Source organism: Gluconobacter sp. NFX36 (assembly GCF_049887835.1).
GTDB classification, from domain to species: domain Bacteria; phylum Pseudomonadota; class Alphaproteobacteria; order Acetobacterales; family Acetobacteraceae; genus Gluconobacter; species Gluconobacter japonicus_A.
The window spans coordinates 97,111-114,161 of the sequence record NZ_JAGEKJ010000004.1 but is presented as its reverse complement, the minus strand read 5'-3'; the positions used below and the strand labels follow the sequence as shown (position 1 = coordinate 114,161).

Below are 17,051 nucleotides of genomic sequence, written 5' to 3'. Positions count from 1 at the left end.
AATCGGGCGGGAACCGCATGCGATCCCCGCCCTATCCGTCTGCTTTCGCAGAGACCGCCCCTCAGAGAGAAAGCGGCCCGATCAAGTTGATTACTTGATTTCGACCTTGGCGCCGTTGTCTTCCAGGGTCTTCTTGATCTTCTCGGCTTCGTCCTTGGACACGCCTTCCTTGACGGTCTTCGGTGCGCCTTCGACCAGGTCCTTGGCTTCCTTCAGACCCAGACCCGTGATGCCACGGATTTCCTTAATCACGTTGATCTTCTTGTCGCCAGCAGCGGCCAGAACAACGGTGAATTCGGTCTGCTCTTCAGCCGGAGCTGCACCAGCAGCCGGACCAGCAGCAGCAACTGCAACAGGAGCAGCAGCAGAAACGCCCCACTTCTCTTCGAGAAGCTTGGAAAGTTCAGCAGCTTCGAGAACGGTCAGAGCGGACAGCTCTTCAACAATCTTTGCCAGATCGGCCATGGTCTTATCCTAAGTGATGCACTGTTTGAATGGGTTCAAATCTACGCCGCAGCGTTGATTTTACTCTTAAGCGGCTTCGCCGGTCTTGGCATAGGCGCCAAAGACGCGAGCAAGCTGGCCTGCCGGAGCCTGAACAACGCCTGCGATACGCGTAGCGGGGGTCTGAATCATACCCACCAGCTTTGCACGCAGCTCGTCCAGAGACGGCAGTTCGGCAAGAGTCTTGATTCCGTCGACGCCAAGCGTCTGCGAACCAAGAGATCCACCGAGAACTACAAGCTTGTCATTCGTCTTGGCGAACTCGACAATCACCTTTGCAACTGCGACCGGGTCTTCAGACCAGGCAAGAGCCGTCGGCCCCTTGAGCAGCGGCGCGATGCCGTCGAATTGGGTCCCATCCAGAGCACGGCTGGCCAGCCGGTTCTTCGCAACCTTGTATGTCGCACCTGCCGCACGAATGCGTCGACGCAGCTCGGTCACATCAGCAACCGTCAGACCCTTGTTCTGGGTGACGATGACCATGGACGTGCTGCCAAACACATCGGCGAGGAACTCGACAAAGGCCCGCTTTTCCGTACGGTCCATAACCTGTCTCCTCGTCAGCCTGGAATAATCCAGACCAGGTTACCCATGGAGCACCTTCATTGCTGAAGATCCTCCGCTCGCCTGTCCACAGAAGTGAGCGAACCCAGCGCATCGTGGTAAAACCACCAAAACACTGGCGCCCCGCCTGACGCTCGCCGCTTCATGAGAAGCACTTAAAACATCGAAATGTTACGCGCGGTCTTGGACAGGTTTGGAAGCGACCCGCTAACGCGCCGCCCCTACGCCACCATACCAAAGCATGGTGTCATTCCTTATTGGGGGCCTTCTATAGAAAGCCCCCGCTTCGATCAAGCCTCGAAGCTGGAAACGTCAACGCGAACGCCCGGACCCATCGTGGAAGACAGTGCTGCCTTCTTCATGTAGGTACCCTTGGCGCCAGACGGACGTGCCTTCTGCACGGCGTCAACGAGAGCATTGATGTTCTCGATCAGCTTGGCTTCATCGAAAGATGCCTTGCCAACGCCAGCATGAACAATACCAGCCTTTTCGGCACGGTATTCAACCTGACCGGACTTGGCAGCCGTGATGGCACCCTTGACGTCCATGGTCACCGTGCCGAGACGCGGGTTCGGCATCAGGCCACGCGGACCAAGGATCTTACCAAGACGACCAACCAGAGCCATCATGTCAGGCGTTGCAATGCAGCGGTCGAAGTTGATTTCGCCAGCCTGGATCTTCTCAGCCAGATCTTCTGCACCGACAACTTCTGCACCAGCAGCCAGAGCTTCTTCAGCCTTGGCGCCACGTGCAAACACGCCAACGCGCAGAGTCTTGCCCGTGCCGTTCGGCAGAGAGATCAGGCCGCGGACCATCTGGTCAGCATGACGCGGGTCAATGCCGAGGTTCAGAGAGATTTCGATCGTCTCGTCGAACTTTGCCTTGGCATTGCTCTTCACCAGAGCCACAGCTTCAGCAAGAGTGTACGGCTTGTTACGCTCGACAGTTGCCTGTGCGGCGTTCAGACGCTTGTTCTTTGCCATGGTATCAGCCCTCCACCACGTTCAGGCCCATCGACTTGGCGGAACCTGCGAGCATGCGCACAGCACCATCGATGTCGTTGGCGTTCATGTCCTTGAACTTCGTCTCAGCGATCTCGCGAAGCTGAGCCGTCGTCACGGAACCAACCGCAGCGGACTTGCCAACCGTCTGGCTACCCTTGGAAATCTTGGCAGCCTTCAGAAGGAAGTACGTGTTCGGCGGGGTCTTCGTGATGAAGGAGAACGTACGGTCTGCATAAGCAGTGATGACGACCGGGATCGGCATACCTGGCTCAAGCTGTTGCGTCTTCGCGTTGAACTCTTTGCAGAACTGCATGATGTTCAGGCCGCGCTGACCCAGTGCCGGACCAACCGGCGGAGATGGGTTGGCTTTACCAGCCGGGATCTGAAGCTTGATGTAGCCAACAACTTTTTTGGCCATATCCGGGACTCCCCATTTGTTTCGTTCCCGAACCGCGGTTTAACGGAGTCGGCTACCCGCCTCCTCCCGCGTTCGAAGTGAGGCGGTCCCCTAGACCGCTTTCACCTAATGCGTCAAGCTTTTATCCGCATGATCACCGCGCAGATCGTTGTCCACAGCCGATTCATGGCTGTCTATCCCCGCGACAGGCTGAGGCTTATGCAGTCCTTCGTATTGGAACGCACCAAACGGATCAATCTGCTTTACACCCGGCAGTTCACTGGAATCCCACCCACCGCCCAGAGCCCGCACCAGACGCACTGTTGCCTGGATCTGGGACGTTTGCGTTTGGACCAAAGCAAGACGAGCCTGCAAGGCATCCTGCTGAGCTACAAGTGCATCGAGATAGTTTGACAGACCGCCAGTGTAGAGGGCCATCGTCATACTCTGCGTCCGAAGGGCAGCTTCCACGGCACGCTGCTGCTGATCCTGCGCAATCTTGTACTGACCACTCTGCGTCAGGCCATTTTCCACATCCTGGAATGCAGACAGCACAATTCCGCGATACTCATCCACAGTCTGCCGATACTGAGACCAGGACCGCTGCAATGCTGCGCGGCGCAAACCACCAGTGAAGGCAGGCTCCACAGCCTGCACAGCAATTTTCCAGAAAGCCCGCGAAATACTGGCGAGATCGAAGCCGCCATCCTCAAAACCGCCATCCGCACTCAGCGTAATGCGAGGATAGAACGCCGCACGAGACACACCGATAGCACGAGACGCTGCTGCCATTCTCCGCTCGGCAGCAGCAATATCAGGCCGACGCTCCAAGAGAGACGACGGCAGACCCGGGTTCACCTTCACCACACCAAAATGCATCTTCACATCGCGAACCGGCGCAATGTGGAAGCCTGCCGGAGCGGTATTCAGCAGAACGGCAATCGCGTTCTCCATAACCCTGCGCTCTGCCAACAGATTGCTCTGGGCCGCCATGGCTGAATAAAGCTGGTTTTCTGAACGGGACACATCCAGTCCAGCACCAATGGCTCCAGCCTGACGCAACTCCGTGATTTCTACAGCAGCCCGGAAGTAATGGATCGAGTCTTCGTAGACCGCATTCTGGGCATCCAACCCCCGCAACGCGATATAGTCACTGGCAAGTTCAGCCTCGAGACTCAGCTTAGCCAGCGCGTAATCAGCGGCCGTCGCCTGAGCGAGATTTTTTTCCATCCGTGTGGAGTTCCGGATGGAATCCCAGAAATCCGGCTCCCACGTCGCAGCACCGCTATAGGCCTGATTGGACTCATAAACGAGCGACGTACTTCTGTTCGGGTTATTGAAGAGCCGTCCGAGAGACCCTTTATTGTAGCTCATATGCGCAGAGCCAGTGAGTTGAGGGTAGAGCTTGCTTTCCGCCTCCCTCGCCACGTCACGCGCCTGTGTGAACGCTTCTGCCGCAACCTGCAGATCTGGATTGACCTGCAGCATCTTGGTTTCCATGCCGTTCAGTATGGGATCATGGAACATGGTCCACCAATCACTGCGGATCATGTCATCCGCAGGATGCGCATTGGCCATGACCCCCTTTCCTTCCCATCCTTCCGGATAAAGGAACTTCTGAGGATGGTAGTCGGGAGCCAGATTACAGGACGCCAGCCCAATGGACAGGACACCCGCCAAAGCCGTCACGACATGACGGCGTGGCCGCGTAAAATATCCGCGCTTCAGATCGGTCAGTCTCATCAACGGGATCCAGCCTCATCCGGATTGGCATCATGCGAACGCACTGATTTCTGATCCTCTTCCTGCTGGGCCTTGGTCGGAACATTGTAGCCCGGCGTCGTCGGGACAACGCGAACCTCATCCCCTTCCAGCAGATCAGCCGTCGGGTTGGCAATAAGCTGGTCATCCTTCGTCACACCACTCAGGATCTGAACCGTCGTGCCGAAGTTGATTCCCACCGTCACATTCACCAGATGCACATGTCCGTTAATAACCTTGGCAACCTGCATACCCTGTGCCCGGAAAATAATCGCACCCTCCGGCAGAATCAGAATATCCGGATTACCAGGCGCGGAAATATGGGCTGTTGCATAGGAGTTCGGCCACAGCAGATTATCTTCGTTCCCAATCGTCAACTCTGTCGTCACTGTACGGGTCGCCGCATTGAACGCGTTGGCCGTGGCAAGGAAAGTCGCCTTGAAACGACGGCCAGGATACTGCGGGACAGACAGATCAGCCGTGATTTTTGGGGAAATTACGCTTGCAAAGTCCTGTGGCACCGATACGAACACACGCATCCGATGTACGTCCGCCACCGAAAACAGTTCGGATGCTGAACCACGTGAATTTACGTTGCCGCCGCCCGCATTAACATAATCACCGACGTTGACCAGGCGAGAGGTCACGATGCCATCAAACGGCGCAACGATCTTCTTGAAGTCTTCCAGCGCCTGAAAACGCTCGACCTCATGTTCAGCAGCTTCAAGCTCGGCTTTCTGCGCCGCAGCGTTGGCAGCCTGAACATCCACTTCCTGTCGGGAAACCGCCTGCGTCCCCTTCAAGGCCGTCCAACGCTGCGTCGTAATGACTGCAAGGTTATAGCGGGCAAGAATAACATTGTAATGAGCTTTGGCCGCTTGAAACTGGGCATCAATGCTTGGCGTGCTGATCTCGGCAAGAACATCGCCACGCTTCACATGCGCGCCATAGTCCTTGTACCACATTTTCACATAGCCAGAGACCTGTGCGTAGATCGGCGCTTCATACCAGGCCGCAAGATTGGCTGGCAGATCGACCTGTCGTGTCTTTGGACCATCCTGCGGAGAAATCAGCGTTACCGGTGGAATGGCCGCTTCCTCGGTAACGCCAGACAATGAGTGATAGTGCACACCGCGCTCAATGATCCCCCACGCCGCCAGAATAATGGCCACGAGAACGACACCAAGCAGGATCAACCTGTTACGCAGAGCGCTGCCACTCTTCGGTTCTTGCCCCTGAGGCATCATCTGGCCCTGTTCAGAAGAATGGTTCACGCGCGGTCTCCTTCTGGCCCAGCAGGCCGCTTGTAATGGATCAGGGCAAAAACACAGGGCACGAACAGCAGAGTAGCAATGGTTGCTACCAACAGGCCGCCAATAACAGCTTTGCCCAGAGGGGCGTTGGAAGAATTACTGATCGACATCGGAATCATGCCGATCATCATGGCAAGCGCCGTCATCAGAACCGGTCGGATACGTTCATACCCGGCCTCAAGCGAGGCCAGCAGAACATCTCCATGATGGTCCAGACGTTCACGGGCGAATGAGACTACCAGAATGGCATTCGCTGTCGCTGTGCCCATACACATGATGGCACCCGTCAACGCCGGCACCGACAAGGCAGTATGTGTCAGGAACAGGCTCCAGGAAATACCACCCAAAGCACCCGGAAGCGCCGTGATGATGACAAACGGATCAAGCCAGGACTGAAAGTTTACGACAATGATCAGATAAACCAGCGCAATGGACAGCGCGAGACCACCAATCAACTGCACATAGGCATCGTTCATCGTTACCGCCTGCCCGCGCACGACAAGCGTCGAGCCATGCGGCAGATTCTTGCGCTCACTTTCCACCACACTTTTTACAGTGCGGGACAGCGTACCGAGATCCGTGCCTTCCGGCGCGGCATAGATATCGAACACAGGCATGATGTTGTAATGCGAGACCTCTGCTGGCGTCCCGGTCTGCTGAAGCTCAGTCAGAGCCCCCAAAAGCTGAGGCGTCTGGTTCGTCGGATTGCCATCGCCCTTGTCAATGGGAACGATTTCGAGATCGTTCATCGTCTGAAGATAGTTCGCCGGAGTCTGCACATCGATAAGCTGTGAGGTTCCCTGCGCATTCAGATAGTAAGTCTGACCAACCTGGGCACTGCCCGACAGCGTCACAAGCGAGTTCAGCGCCACATCCCGCTGTGTGATGCCTGTACCAAGCGCAAAGCTTCGACGGTTGTTCACCATTAGCGTCGGCTGCGTCATTGGCTGCTGTATCGATACATCCGTAATGCCGGGAATATGACGCATTTTCTTGGCCAGACGCGTTGCAAAAGCAAAGTTCGCCTGAAGATCACGTCCGGAAATCTGTACGTCGATCGGGGACGGCAAACCAAAATTCAAAATCTTCGCCGTCATGTCACCCGGCTGGAATGTGAAGATCGTTCCAGGGAAAGCATCGGTCAGACCCTTGCGAATTTTCTGACGATATTCCGGAATCGGGCTTTCATCATTCTTCAGCTGGATCGTGATGTCGCAGTCCTGCGCCCCCGTCGTCGGAGACGGCACCATGGCCTGGTTCAACTGACTGAACGGCAGACCACAGTTGTTCACCACATTCTCGACCTGACCCGGCAGAATCTTGCGAAGTCGCTTCTCAGCCAGACCGGCAATCTTACCCGTCTCTTCAATACGGGTTCCGATGGGCGCCCGCATATGCATCTGGATCGTTCCGGATTTGATCTCCGGGAAGAAGTCCTGCCCGACGAAAAGCAGCAACGCCATGGATGCCACAGCAGCCAACAGGAACATTGTCACGAACCGCCCGCGAATGGCGATCAGTCCAGACAGAACGCCTTTGTAATGCTCTCTGAAGCTGCTGAACCGCTTTTCGAAACCCCGCTGGAAACGTCCGAAAATGCCGGGCTTGCGATGATGCCATTCCGGATCACGATGCATCTGGACCTGAGCCGGAAGCAGCCAGTTCGCCATCGTCGGCACTAGCGTCCGTGACAGAATAAACGACGCAACCATCGCAAAGATGATGGCTTCAGCCATAGGCATGAACAGCCACCCCGAAACACCCGTCAGTTCGAACAACGGTAGCCAGACGATACAGATACAAGTGGTCGAAACGAAGGTTGGCACAACAATCTGATTAGAGGCATCAATGATTGCCTCTTCGAGTTCCTTGCCCATTTCAAGGTGAGCATCAATATTCTCGATCATGACCGTCGCGTCATCCACAAGAATACCAACGGCAAGAGCCAGGCCACCCAACGTCATGACATTGATCGACTGCCCGGCGATGCTTAGACCGATCATGGATGACAACATCGCCAGTGGAATGGACGTCGCGACGATCACCGTAGACCGCCAGGACCCCAGAAAAAGAAGAACCGTCAAACTCGTCAGGATCGCAGCCGTGATCATTTCACGAACCACGTCAAACACAGATTCCTTCACGAAACCTGACGCGTCCGTCAGTACGTTCAGGGTCGTTCCAGCCGGAAGCGTTGCCTTGATCTGAGGAAGAAGGGCTTTCACACCCGCCACAACAGAAAGGGTGGACGCATCCCCGCTCTTGAGGATCACAATGAGCACGGCCTGCTGGCCTTTCACCAGCACCGCATTAATCTGCGGCGGCCCGCCCCTGTGTACCCAGGCAACATCCCGTAGATAGATGACCGAATTACCAACCTGTTTGATCGGCATTTTATTGAAGACGGACAGATCCAGCGGCGTGGAGTTGGTCTTTACCATCCAGTCAATCGCACCAACCTTCTGATCACCAGCAGGCAGAACGATGTTTTGCCGGTTCAAAGCGTTCGCCACGTCTTCAGGAGACAGCCGATGCGCCAGAAGCTTGATGGGATCAATGTCCACCATAATATCCGGAGCAAGACCGCCATACGGATTTGGGATTGCCGCTCCCGCAACCGGCACCAGCGCAGGCCGGATCAGGTTGGACGCCATGTTGTAAATTTCCGACCCGGACATGGTGGGATTATTCACCTGCAGAGTCAGAACCGGGACAGACGATGCATCCAGCGCAATAATCAGCGGAGGCGTCGCACCCGTTGGCATCTGTTTGATAACAGTCTGAGACACAGAGGTAATCTGCGTCTGGGCAACAGCGGTATCCGTCCCAGGCTGAAAGAAGACCTTTACAATACCTCGCCCGTAATAAGACGAACTTTCAATGTGCTCGATATTACTGACCGTCGCCGTGAGGGACCGCTCATAATAATAAACGACACGACCGGACATATCTTCCGGCATAAGCCCGGTATAAGACCAGACAATCGCAACAATTGGAATTTTAATGGAAGGGAAAACGTCCGTCGGCGTCGAAACGATCGCCTTGATCCCGAAAATCAGGATCATGATCGACAGAACTACGAACGTGTAAGGCCTTTTAAGGGCAGTTACGACGATGGCATTCATACGTCTACGGCGCTCCTGTTCCTGAATGACAGGAGTTGCACGGCTACGTCAGTCTTGGTCAGTCTCAACGGGCGTCCCCTTCAAATTGAGACAAGTCATACCGGACATATGTGGTGCGACAAGCAAAATTGAGTTTAAGAACGCCCGGATTCAGCCCTGAAACAGAAATGTCATGTAATATTGATGGACTGATCCACGCCATTCCTGGCGGAGAAATGGATTGTGAATACTGATCCTGCCATCTCTCTGTTCGGGCGATAAGCGCTGATTTTCAAAGATGCTCCGTGCAAATCCACAATGGCAGAAACCAGACTCAGACCAAGACCACTTCCGGGAATATGACGACTTTTGTCAGACCGGTAAAAACGCCCCAGAACGGCGCCTCGCTCATCCTCCGCAATACCGATGCCTGTGTCATACACTTTCAGCCAGGCACATCCTGCATCATCGCTGCCAGCGATCAGGCCAACCTCGCCGCCGGGCGGCGTAAACTTGATGGCATTATCCACCAGATTGGCAAGAACTTCGTTCAACAGATCCGTATCACCATACAGAGGAATCGGTCTGTCGATGCCGCGAACCGTGAGAGCCAGTCCCTGCGTCTCGGCAATAGGCTCATAAAGATCAACAATACCTGCAGCCAACTCAGACAGATCCATCATCGTAAAGCCCGCTCGACGACGACCATTCTCGATCTCACCAATGCGCAACAGCGCAGTGATGACAGAGAAACACTGATCCAGATCCTGCGTAGCCCGGAGAATGATGGATTTGAGATGTTCCGGATCATCCTGAGACGACAGCGCCCGCTCAAGACGCGCCCGCACACGAGCCAAAGGGGTTCGCAGATCGTGGGCGATATCATTCCCCACATCCCGGATTTCATCCAGAAGATGCTCAAGGCGATCCAGCATCCGGTTCACCGCACCCGCCAGACGCTCGATATCATCCCACTCCCGCCCGGCAGGCAGACGCTCATGCAAATCACCCGCCATAATACGCTCGATTGCCTGCCGCATCTCCTTGACGCGCCCCAAGGCACGATGGCTGAGAAACAGACCGGCCAGCAACGCAAACAGCACCATCGGAATGACCGAAATCAGGGCTGCACGCTTGATGATATACCGCAGCTCATCTGCCATATGCATCGAACGGGCCAGAACCAGAATGCGATCCCCGCTGCTTCCATCTGGACCAGGAACTTCGATGGCCAGATAGCGCATCTCGTAAGGCGTATCCCCCGGAGGAGCGACCGTGAGCCGCCGGGTTCTATTAGAAACTTCCAACCCTTCGGGCCAGTGACGGATATCTCCAACAATCCGGTTATGGTTCAGATCGAACAGACTGGCGCCATTGAGGATGACGCGCAGATCTGTCTTGCTCCGCTCGCGAACTTCATCTTCAAGTCGCTCAGGCGTTTCCTGAACCAGAAGCGCCGCCTCACGCCGAAGCAGATCACTGGAACGCGCACTCTCGTACCCATTCATCTGGGCATAAACGAGCCCGAACTGAAGCAGGATACCGCCAATCATTGCCACCACGAACGCCAGCGTCAGGCGGAACGTGGCGGTCCGGAAAATGTCAGTCCGATACACGCAGACTGAACCCTGCGCCACGGATGCTCTGGATCAACGCAGGCTCTCCTGCGACATCAATCTTTCGACGAAGCTTACCAATATGCACGTCCACCAGATTGGTCTGTGGAACAAAGCGGTAATTCCAGACGTCTTCCAGCAGCATGGTGCGCGTTAGAACCGTTCCCGGTCGGCGCATCATATATTCCAGAAGACGAAACTCGCGCGGAAGCAACTCGATCTCACGTCCGTTCCGGAACACCTTCCGTTCAATGAGGTCCATCTCTAGCGGGCCAACCCGCAGAACCGTCTCTCGGCTATCGGTCGGCCGTCGGAGCAGAGCCTCAAGACGAGCTGCCAGTTCTTCCATGGCGAAAGGCTTGGTAAGATAGTCATCTCCCCCAGCCTTCAGGCCATTGACCCGGTCATCCACCGCTGACAACGCCGACAGAACTAGAACCGGCAGCATGATTTTCTGACGACGCAACAACTCGATGACGCTCAGCCCGTCAAGTTCCGGCAGCATCCGGTCCACAATCATCAGGTCGTATCGGCCAGACTGAGCCTCTTCAAGACCACGCAGACCGTTGTCGACGCGCGTCACGGCATAACCGCGGGACGTCAGTTCCTCAGCCACTTCCATGGCGATACTGTCATCGTCTTCAATCAAAAGCAGACGAATGGCAGACTCGATCGGGCGGGAAGCCGCCTCGTGTTCAGATACGGGCATCATGCTCATGACTGTCACATGGGGGAATATCAGATGTCATCCCATTAAAATCAGTCTTAAACTTCCGGAAATTCAAGATCATCCTGCGCATCTTCGAGATTTTCCACTCCATCCAGTGCCCTCAGGCGACGTCCGAGAACGCGTGTCCGACGACGCGCTTCCTCAATCGTGTTGCCCATTGTCCCTGCATTCCGCTGCAATCTGTCCAGCACCTGATCCATCCGCAACATCTCCTGGCGCGTCGCTCCAAGCAGACTGGCAATCGCCTCCGTCCTCTCCTCAAGCGCGAGTGTCACATAACCGAGATGAACCGTCCGAAGCATGGCAGGAAGCAACGACGGCCCCATGACGATCACGCGATATAAACGCCCGATTTCATCAATGACGCCAGGCATCCGGGCGATTTCCGTGTAAAGACCATCAGTCGGCAAATAGAGCACCGCGAATTCAACCGTGATCGGCGGACAGATATATTTGGAAGCAATCTTGCGAGCCTCAGACTTTATCGTGGCCTCAAGTTCCTTCCGAGCCACCTTCTCAGCACTCACATCCGAAAGCTCAGTTGCATTCAGCAGACGCTCATAAGCTTCAGTCGGGAACTTGCTGTCGATAGCAAGACGAGGCGCAACATGGCCCTTCACCGGCATCCTGATAGCGAATTCTACAGACTCTCCACCCTCTCCCAGACGAAAATTCGTGTCGTAGCTCCCTTCCGGCAGAACATCATCCAAAATGGCACGACACTGAGCCTCGCCCCAGCCACCACGCGTCTTCACGTTGGAGAACAGACGCTTGAGATCACCAATTTGCGCCGTGACGTTGGTCACCTCACCCAAGGCTTTCTGCATGGCGCTGAATTGCTCAACCACACGCTGAAAGCTGGTCTGCATCTGTTTTTCGACAGCACCATGAAGCTGTTCGTTAACGGCAACACGAATGCGCTCAATCTGTACATTCTGGCTCTGCGCCATTTCTCGTAGCGCTTCGGACAGCAGGACACGCCCTTCAGCCTGATCCTGCCCAACCCTCCGGGTCAGATCCCCCAGACGATCATTTGTTTCCAGTCGAAGCTGATCCATCCGACCGGAAAGAGCCCGCTCGACGTCTGCCAGATGAGCGCGCTGATACTCGGTATCCCGTGCCCGTTCGTCCGCTTCGCGGTCCAGAAGGCGCGCAATGTCGCCACTCCCGCCCCGCATGATCGCAAGAGCCGCAACAGCGAGCGAAACTGCGGCAATAATCCATGGAACAAACTGCGCCATACCGGAAATCCCATCCTGCATGGCGCGGTTCTATCCCCTTCAACCCAAAGGGCCAATGTCAGGGATTATGGCTGGTGCACATTGCCGTAACTGGCGGCACCCAGGCCCGGGCAGGAACAGGATGTGCCCAGAGGGACCTGAGTTGGCATCTTACAGGTGTAGATCCCAGCCTTACAGGTATATCCGTAACCGGCAACCGGAGCAGACGGGTTCACAGGCCCTGAAGCGGCCGTTCCTACACAAGCGCCAAGCCCAAGAAAAGAAAGTCCTGCTGCGACACGGAGTGCAGAGCGGCGAATGGAACGAGACATCGGTATGACCCTCTCAAGACAACATGAATGAGCAGAAAACGGATTTCCACTGCGTCAGTTGCGGGCATCCTACGCCGGTATGGCAATCCTGTGGCGTAATTGTTCCAGCTTATTTGCGCTCAGCCGCTGCCTGCCCTGCTGCAACTCCACTAGACCAGGCCCATTGGAAATTGTGCCCCCCGAGCCAACCCGTCACATCCACAGCTTCGCCAATCATATAAAGCCCCGGCACATCCCGCGCTTCCATCGTCTGTGACGAAAGACCGCTGGTATCGATCCCCCCTCGCATGACTTCCGCCTTGGCATACCCTTCGGTTCCAGAAGGAGAGATCTCCCAACGGGACAGACGATCCGCCAATGCACGAAGTTTCTTGTCCGGCTGATTAGCCAGCATCGTATCCCCGAGATCAACAACAAGCTCTTTGGCAAGGCGAGACGGAAGCGCATCCAGCAGGCTGGGAGGCAAAGCCTTTGGACGCGCCTGCTTGATTTCAAGCAGCATCTTCAAAGCATCTTTTCCCGGCAGCAAATCGATCTGAGCTGATTGTCCGGCTTCCAGATAAGACGAGATCTGAAGGATCGCGGGGCCCGAGACGCCACGATGCGTGAAGACCATACCATCTTCAAAACGCGGTCCCTTCTTGCCCGTCGTGGCGACCACATTCAGAGATACCCCAGCCAGAGACGGATCAGCATCCGCCAGCACCAGAGGAACAAGTGCCGGTGCCGTCGGCACGACCTTCAGACCGAACGACTTTGCAATCCGCAGAGAAAGATCAGAGGCTCCCAGCTTGGGAATAGACAGGCCACCCGTCGCCAGAATGACAGATCGCGCCTGAACATCCCCTGCATCTGTCTGCACCACAAAGCCATTTCCATCAGAACGAACGTCCAGAATTCGCGTCTGCATGCGCGCTTCGCAGCCCGCTGCCTGACATTCGGAAATCAGCATGTCCACGATCTGACGGGCAGACCCATCGCAAAACAGTTGGCCCTTGGATTTCTCGTGCCAGGCGATGCGATAACGATCGATCAGCTTTACGAAGTCCCGCGGCGTGTAACGGGCCAGCGCGGACCGGGCAAAGTGTTTATTCTGGGAAATAAAGCAGTTCGGCCCGGTCTCCAGATGCGTGAAATTGCACCGGCCACCACCCGAAATCAGGATCTTGCGGCCCGGCTCGGGCCCATGATCCAGAACAAGAACACTTGCACCTTTCTGCCCGGCGCTCGCAGCAGCCATGAGGCCAGCCGCGCCAGCCCCAAGGACCACCACATCATACGTCACGAGCAAATTCCTGTTCAGAAATCCAGATTAGCGTAATGGCCGGGCGGGGTGATGCCACTCATCCGGTCTGTCAGAAGTCCGCGGAAACATGGGCGGGATTTAACCCGTGCATACCAGTCCTTGGCAGCAGGCGCCTTGGCCCAGTTCACGTCTCCGATGAAATCCAGTGCTGACAGATGCGCGGCGGCAGCAAAATCAGCCATGGAAATGGATGACCCCGCAAGCCAGGAGCGCGTTTCCGCAAGCCAGCCAATATAATCCAGATGAAAGCGCATGTTGCCGTAACCAGCCCGCAGCACATTGCCATCCGGATGACCACGTCCATACAACCGCTTGTCCACTTTCTCACCAAGCAGATTACGTGTGACTTCCTGTGCGAAGCGCGTGTCAAACCAGTCCATCAACCGGCGAACCTCAACACGTTCTGCCAGCGTGCGTCCCATCAGGGGTGTATCCGGATAGGCTTCATCCAGATATTCACAGATGACCCGTCCTCCGGGAACGGCCAGACCATTCTCTTCAACAAGGACAGGAACTTCGCCAGCCGGGTTCAGGGCAAGGAATTCCTCACTCTGCTCCCAGACCCGTTCAATCACGAGTTCACAGGGCAGTCTCTTCTCGCCAAGCACAAGCCGGACCAGACGGCATTGCGGGGAGAGTGGAAGGTGATGCAGGATACGCATAACGTCATGTTCTAAGTCACCCACTACCCGCTCACAAGAGCCTCCGTCACCGCTTTCCTTACAGGGCCAACGAATTTTCCGATGTCAGACACTGCATCCGCTTCCCCCACCGCCACCCCGATGCGTATCCGCGCCCGTGGCCGTTCCTTTCTGGCGCTCGTCCTGTCGCCAGAAGCGCCACTGAACCTCTGGCTGGCTGGCCTCGACCAGCAGATCGTACGATCCGGCGGCCTTTTCAGCGGGAAGCCGGTAATTCTTGACCTCGGACTTCTTGCAGCCGACACGACCGGTCTGACCACCCTCCTTGACGACATCCGCAGCCGCGGCGTTCGTATCATCAGCATTGAGGGCGGTGATCGCTCCTGGCCCGCCGTTGCCGGCTGGGACTGGCCAGCGTCCTTCGAAGGTGGTCGTCCGTCTGGCGAAGTTGACCTCCCGGAGCAGGCAACAGAAGCAGACACAGCCGCAGCGTCATCCGTATCAGGTGGGCAAACCCTGGTTCTGGAAGGCGCGATCCGTTCCGGCCAATGCATCCAGCATATGCAAGGAGACGTCGTTATCCTGGGAGCCGTCTCGTCTGGAGCAGAAATCGTGGCGGCCGGATCAATCCACGTTTACGGCATCCTCCGGGGTCGGGCGATCGCGGGGGTCGGCGGCAAGTCAGATGCCAGAATTTTTGCCTCCCGAATGGAAGCTGAATTACTGGCCTTGGATGGTTTCTACGCTGTTACGGAAGATATCGACCCCACCGTTTTCGGACAGGCCGCGCAGGCACTTCTCGATGAGGACAGAGTCCGGGTCCTCCCACTTCCGCGCTGAGAAATTGGCTGATCCGTTATCAAAGTGATCTCATGCCACGAAACTGCCCCTATTCCCGTGTTGCCGGAAGGCTTCACTATCCCATAGGATACAGGGAATAGGCGCGATTTTCGTGCAGGACGCGGCAAATGGCCGCAGACGCAGTTTTTGGAGTTTTCATGGCCAAGGTTCTGGTTGTCACCTCAGGCAAGGGTGGCGTCGGCAAGACGACATCAACTGCTGCCCTCGGCGCAGCACTCGCACAAAGCGGGCAAAATGTTGTCGTTGTGGATTTCGATGTCGGTCTCAGAAACCTTGATCTGGTCATGGGCGCAGAACGCCGCGTGGTGTTCGATCTCATCAACGTCGTACAGGGTGACGCCCGCCTGTCACAGGCCCTGATCCGCGACAAGCGCTGCGAAACACTCTCCATTCTTCCCGCCTCCCAAACGCGCGACAAGGATGCCCTGACATCCGAAGGCGTGGCCCGCGTCATGGAAGAACTTCGCGAAAAGTTTGACTGGGTCATCTGTGACAGCCCGGCCGGTATCGAACGTGGCGCACAGCTTGCCATGTATCACGCCGATGCCGCAGTAATCGTAACCAATCCGGAAGTCAGCTCCGTCCGTGACTCAGACCGCATCATCGGCCTGCTGGACAGCAAAACGGAGAAAGCAGAGCGCGGCGAGAAGATCGAAAAGCACCTGCTGCTGACCCGCTACGATCCGGCCCGCGCAGCCCGCAAGGAAATGCTGAGCGTTGAAGACGTTCTGGAAATCCTGTCCATCCCGCTCGTGGGTATCGTTCCGGAAAGCGAAGATGTGCTGAAGGCCTCGAACGTCGGCGCTCCTGTCACGCTGTCTTCTCCTGAAAGCCTTCCGGCCCGCGCCTATTTCGAAGCCGCTCGCCGTCTGGCTGGTGAAAAAATTGATGTTTCCGTGCCGACTGAGAAGCGCGGCTTTCTCGACTGGCTGTTTGGCAAGAAAGGTGCGGCATGAGCTTTCTCGCAAACCTTTTCACGCGACGGCAGCAGTCCAGCAGCGCTGTTGCGCGTGACCGGCTCCAGATCCTTCTGGCTCATGAACGCAGTGCGGGAGAAGAAGGTGAATCGGACCTCCTGAAGCAGCTTCATAAAGAGATCATGGAAGTCATCGCACGCCATGTTGCCGTCGATCAGGACAAGGTCCAGATCAAACTGGACCGTGGCAGCGGATGCTCCATGCTGGAAATCGACGTCGAAGTCCCGCAGGAACTCAGCAACAAGCGCGCATCCTGATTATCTAGCAGGCCTGACACAGCAGGCGATCTTTCCATAGCGGCCACTTGGTCGCACCAGAGTACGGAACACATTTATGAGCGGCTTCTTCGGAAACATCGTCAATCAAGCCATGGGCGCCCTTGGTGGCCAGTTGGGTGACAAACTCGGTGGCAGCTTTGGTGACATGCTCAAAGGCGAAGGCCTGAACATGCTTATCAATCAGGCTAAAAGTGCTGGACTTGAAGAGAAGATCCATTCCTGGATTGGGAACGGTGAAAATCTGCCCATTTCCACGGATGAACTTCGCAACCTGCTGACGGATCAGCAGGTCCAGATGCTCGTCTCCAAGACGGGCCTTCCGGCAGCGACAATCCTTCCGGCTCTGGCCCAGCTTCTTCCGGCAGCGGTGGATCAGCATACGACTGACACACAGGCTCCTCCCGAACAGACAGCCTGAGAAGCCTCAAAAAGCCCCGACCAAC

At 56.1% G+C, this 17,051-nt stretch carries 17 protein-coding genes; 4 read left to right on the top strand and 13 right to left on the bottom strand.

Annotated elements, in window-relative coordinates:
- Positions 1-90: 90 nt before the first annotated feature.
- From rplL to J4P41_RS05355, 13 genes are all read right to left on the bottom strand, one after another.
- A complete protein-coding gene (gene rplL / locus J4P41_RS05415) occupies positions 91-465 on the bottom strand; it encodes a 50S ribosomal protein L7/L12 (RefSeq protein ID WP_007282711.1) in 375 nt (124 codons plus the stop codon).
- A gap of 66 nt (positions 466-531) precedes the next feature.
- The gene (gene rplJ / locus J4P41_RS05410) at positions 532-1,050 is read right to left on the bottom strand and encodes a 50S ribosomal protein L10 (RefSeq protein WP_010502165.1); all 519 of its coding nucleotides are present in this window, start codon (positions 1,048-1,050) and stop codon (positions 532-534) included.
- Positions 1,051-1,358: 308 nt separating this feature from the next.
- On the bottom strand, positions 1,359-2,051 hold the full coding sequence (rplA, locus tag J4P41_RS05405; RefSeq protein WP_010502167.1) for a 50S ribosomal protein L1: 693 nt from the start codon (positions 2,049-2,051) through the stop codon (positions 1,359-1,361).
- 4 nt (positions 2,052-2,055) lie between these two features.
- Complete coding sequence (gene rplK / locus J4P41_RS05400; RefSeq protein ID WP_008852418.1) at positions 2,056-2,490, bottom strand: 50S ribosomal protein L11; 435 nt, start codon at positions 2,488-2,490, stop codon at positions 2,056-2,058.
- Between the two features lie 105 nt (positions 2,491-2,595).
- The gene (locus J4P41_RS05395) at positions 2,596-4,212 is read right to left on the bottom strand and encodes an efflux transporter outer membrane subunit (RefSeq protein WP_023943140.1); all 1,617 of its coding nucleotides are present in this window, start codon (positions 4,210-4,212) and stop codon (positions 2,596-2,598) included.
- The gene (locus J4P41_RS05390) at positions 4,212-5,477 is read right to left on the bottom strand and encodes an efflux RND transporter periplasmic adaptor subunit (RefSeq protein WP_373317466.1); all 1,266 of its coding nucleotides are present in this window, start codon (positions 5,475-5,477) and stop codon (positions 4,212-4,214) included. The genes J4P41_RS05395 and J4P41_RS05390 overlap by 1 nt, the downstream gene beginning before the upstream one ends.
- 23 nt (positions 5,478-5,500) lie before the next feature.
- On the bottom strand, positions 5,501-8,668 hold the full coding sequence (locus J4P41_RS05385; protein WP_023943144.1) for an efflux RND transporter permease subunit: 3,168 nt from the start codon (positions 8,666-8,668) through the stop codon (positions 5,501-5,503).
- 170 nt (positions 8,669-8,838) lie between these two features.
- Positions 8,839-10,263 (bottom strand): sensor histidine kinase, encoded by a 1,425-nt coding sequence (locus J4P41_RS05380; RefSeq protein WP_034880504.1) that lies wholly within the window; start codon positions 10,261-10,263, stop codon positions 8,839-8,841.
- Entirely contained in the window at positions 10,250-10,981 is a 732-nt protein-coding gene (locus tag J4P41_RS05375; RefSeq protein WP_026017459.1) for a response regulator transcription factor, read from the bottom strand. Before J4P41_RS05375 ends, J4P41_RS05380 begins: the two co-directional genes overlap by 14 nt.
- Before the next feature lie 47 nt (positions 10,982-11,028).
- Positions 11,029-12,255, bottom strand: a complete 1,227-nt coding sequence (locus J4P41_RS05370; RefSeq protein WP_426066360.1) for a DNA recombination protein RmuC — start codon at positions 12,253-12,255, stop codon at positions 11,029-11,031.
- A 44-nt stretch (positions 12,256-12,299) separates the two neighbouring features.
- Complete coding sequence (locus J4P41_RS05365; protein WP_034880508.1) at positions 12,300-12,545, bottom strand: hypothetical protein; 246 nt, start codon at positions 12,543-12,545, stop codon at positions 12,300-12,302.
- Positions 12,546-12,654: 109 nt separating this feature from the next.
- Complete coding sequence (locus J4P41_RS05360) at positions 12,655-13,830, bottom strand: NAD(P)/FAD-dependent oxidoreductase (protein WP_426066359.1); 1,176 nt, start codon at positions 13,828-13,830, stop codon at positions 12,655-12,657.
- A gap of 14 nt (positions 13,831-13,844) precedes the next feature.
- A complete protein-coding gene (locus J4P41_RS05355) occupies positions 13,845-14,513 on the bottom strand; it encodes a glutathione S-transferase family protein (RefSeq protein WP_023943153.1) in 669 nt (222 codons plus the stop codon).
- 81 nt (positions 14,514-14,594) lie between these two features.
- On the opposite strand from J4P41_RS05355, the gene minC reads away from it, so the two are divergent.
- The 4 genes from minC (at position 14,595) to J4P41_RS05335 (ending at position 17,026) form a co-directional block, all read left to right on the top strand.
- The gene (minC, locus tag J4P41_RS05350) at positions 14,595-15,332 is read left to right on the top strand and encodes a septum site-determining protein MinC (RefSeq protein WP_426066358.1); all 738 of its coding nucleotides are present in this window, start codon (positions 14,595-14,597) and stop codon (positions 15,330-15,332) included.
- A gap of 158 nt (positions 15,333-15,490) precedes the next feature.
- Complete coding sequence (gene minD, locus J4P41_RS05345) at positions 15,491-16,309, top strand: septum site-determining protein MinD (protein WP_010502195.1); 819 nt, start codon at positions 15,491-15,493, stop codon at positions 16,307-16,309.
- Positions 16,306-16,587 carry a cell division topological specificity factor MinE gene (gene minE, locus J4P41_RS05340; protein WP_010502196.1) on the top strand — a complete coding sequence of 94 codons (282 nt, stop codon included), beginning with the start codon at positions 16,306-16,308 and terminating at the stop codon, positions 16,585-16,587. The genes minD and minE overlap by 4 nt, the downstream gene beginning before the upstream one ends.
- A 76-nt stretch (positions 16,588-16,663) precedes the next feature.
- Entirely contained in the window at positions 16,664-17,026 is a 363-nt protein-coding gene (locus J4P41_RS05335; protein ID WP_426066357.1) for a YidB family protein, read from the top strand.
- The last annotated feature ends 25 nt before the right edge of the window (positions 17,027-17,051 follow it).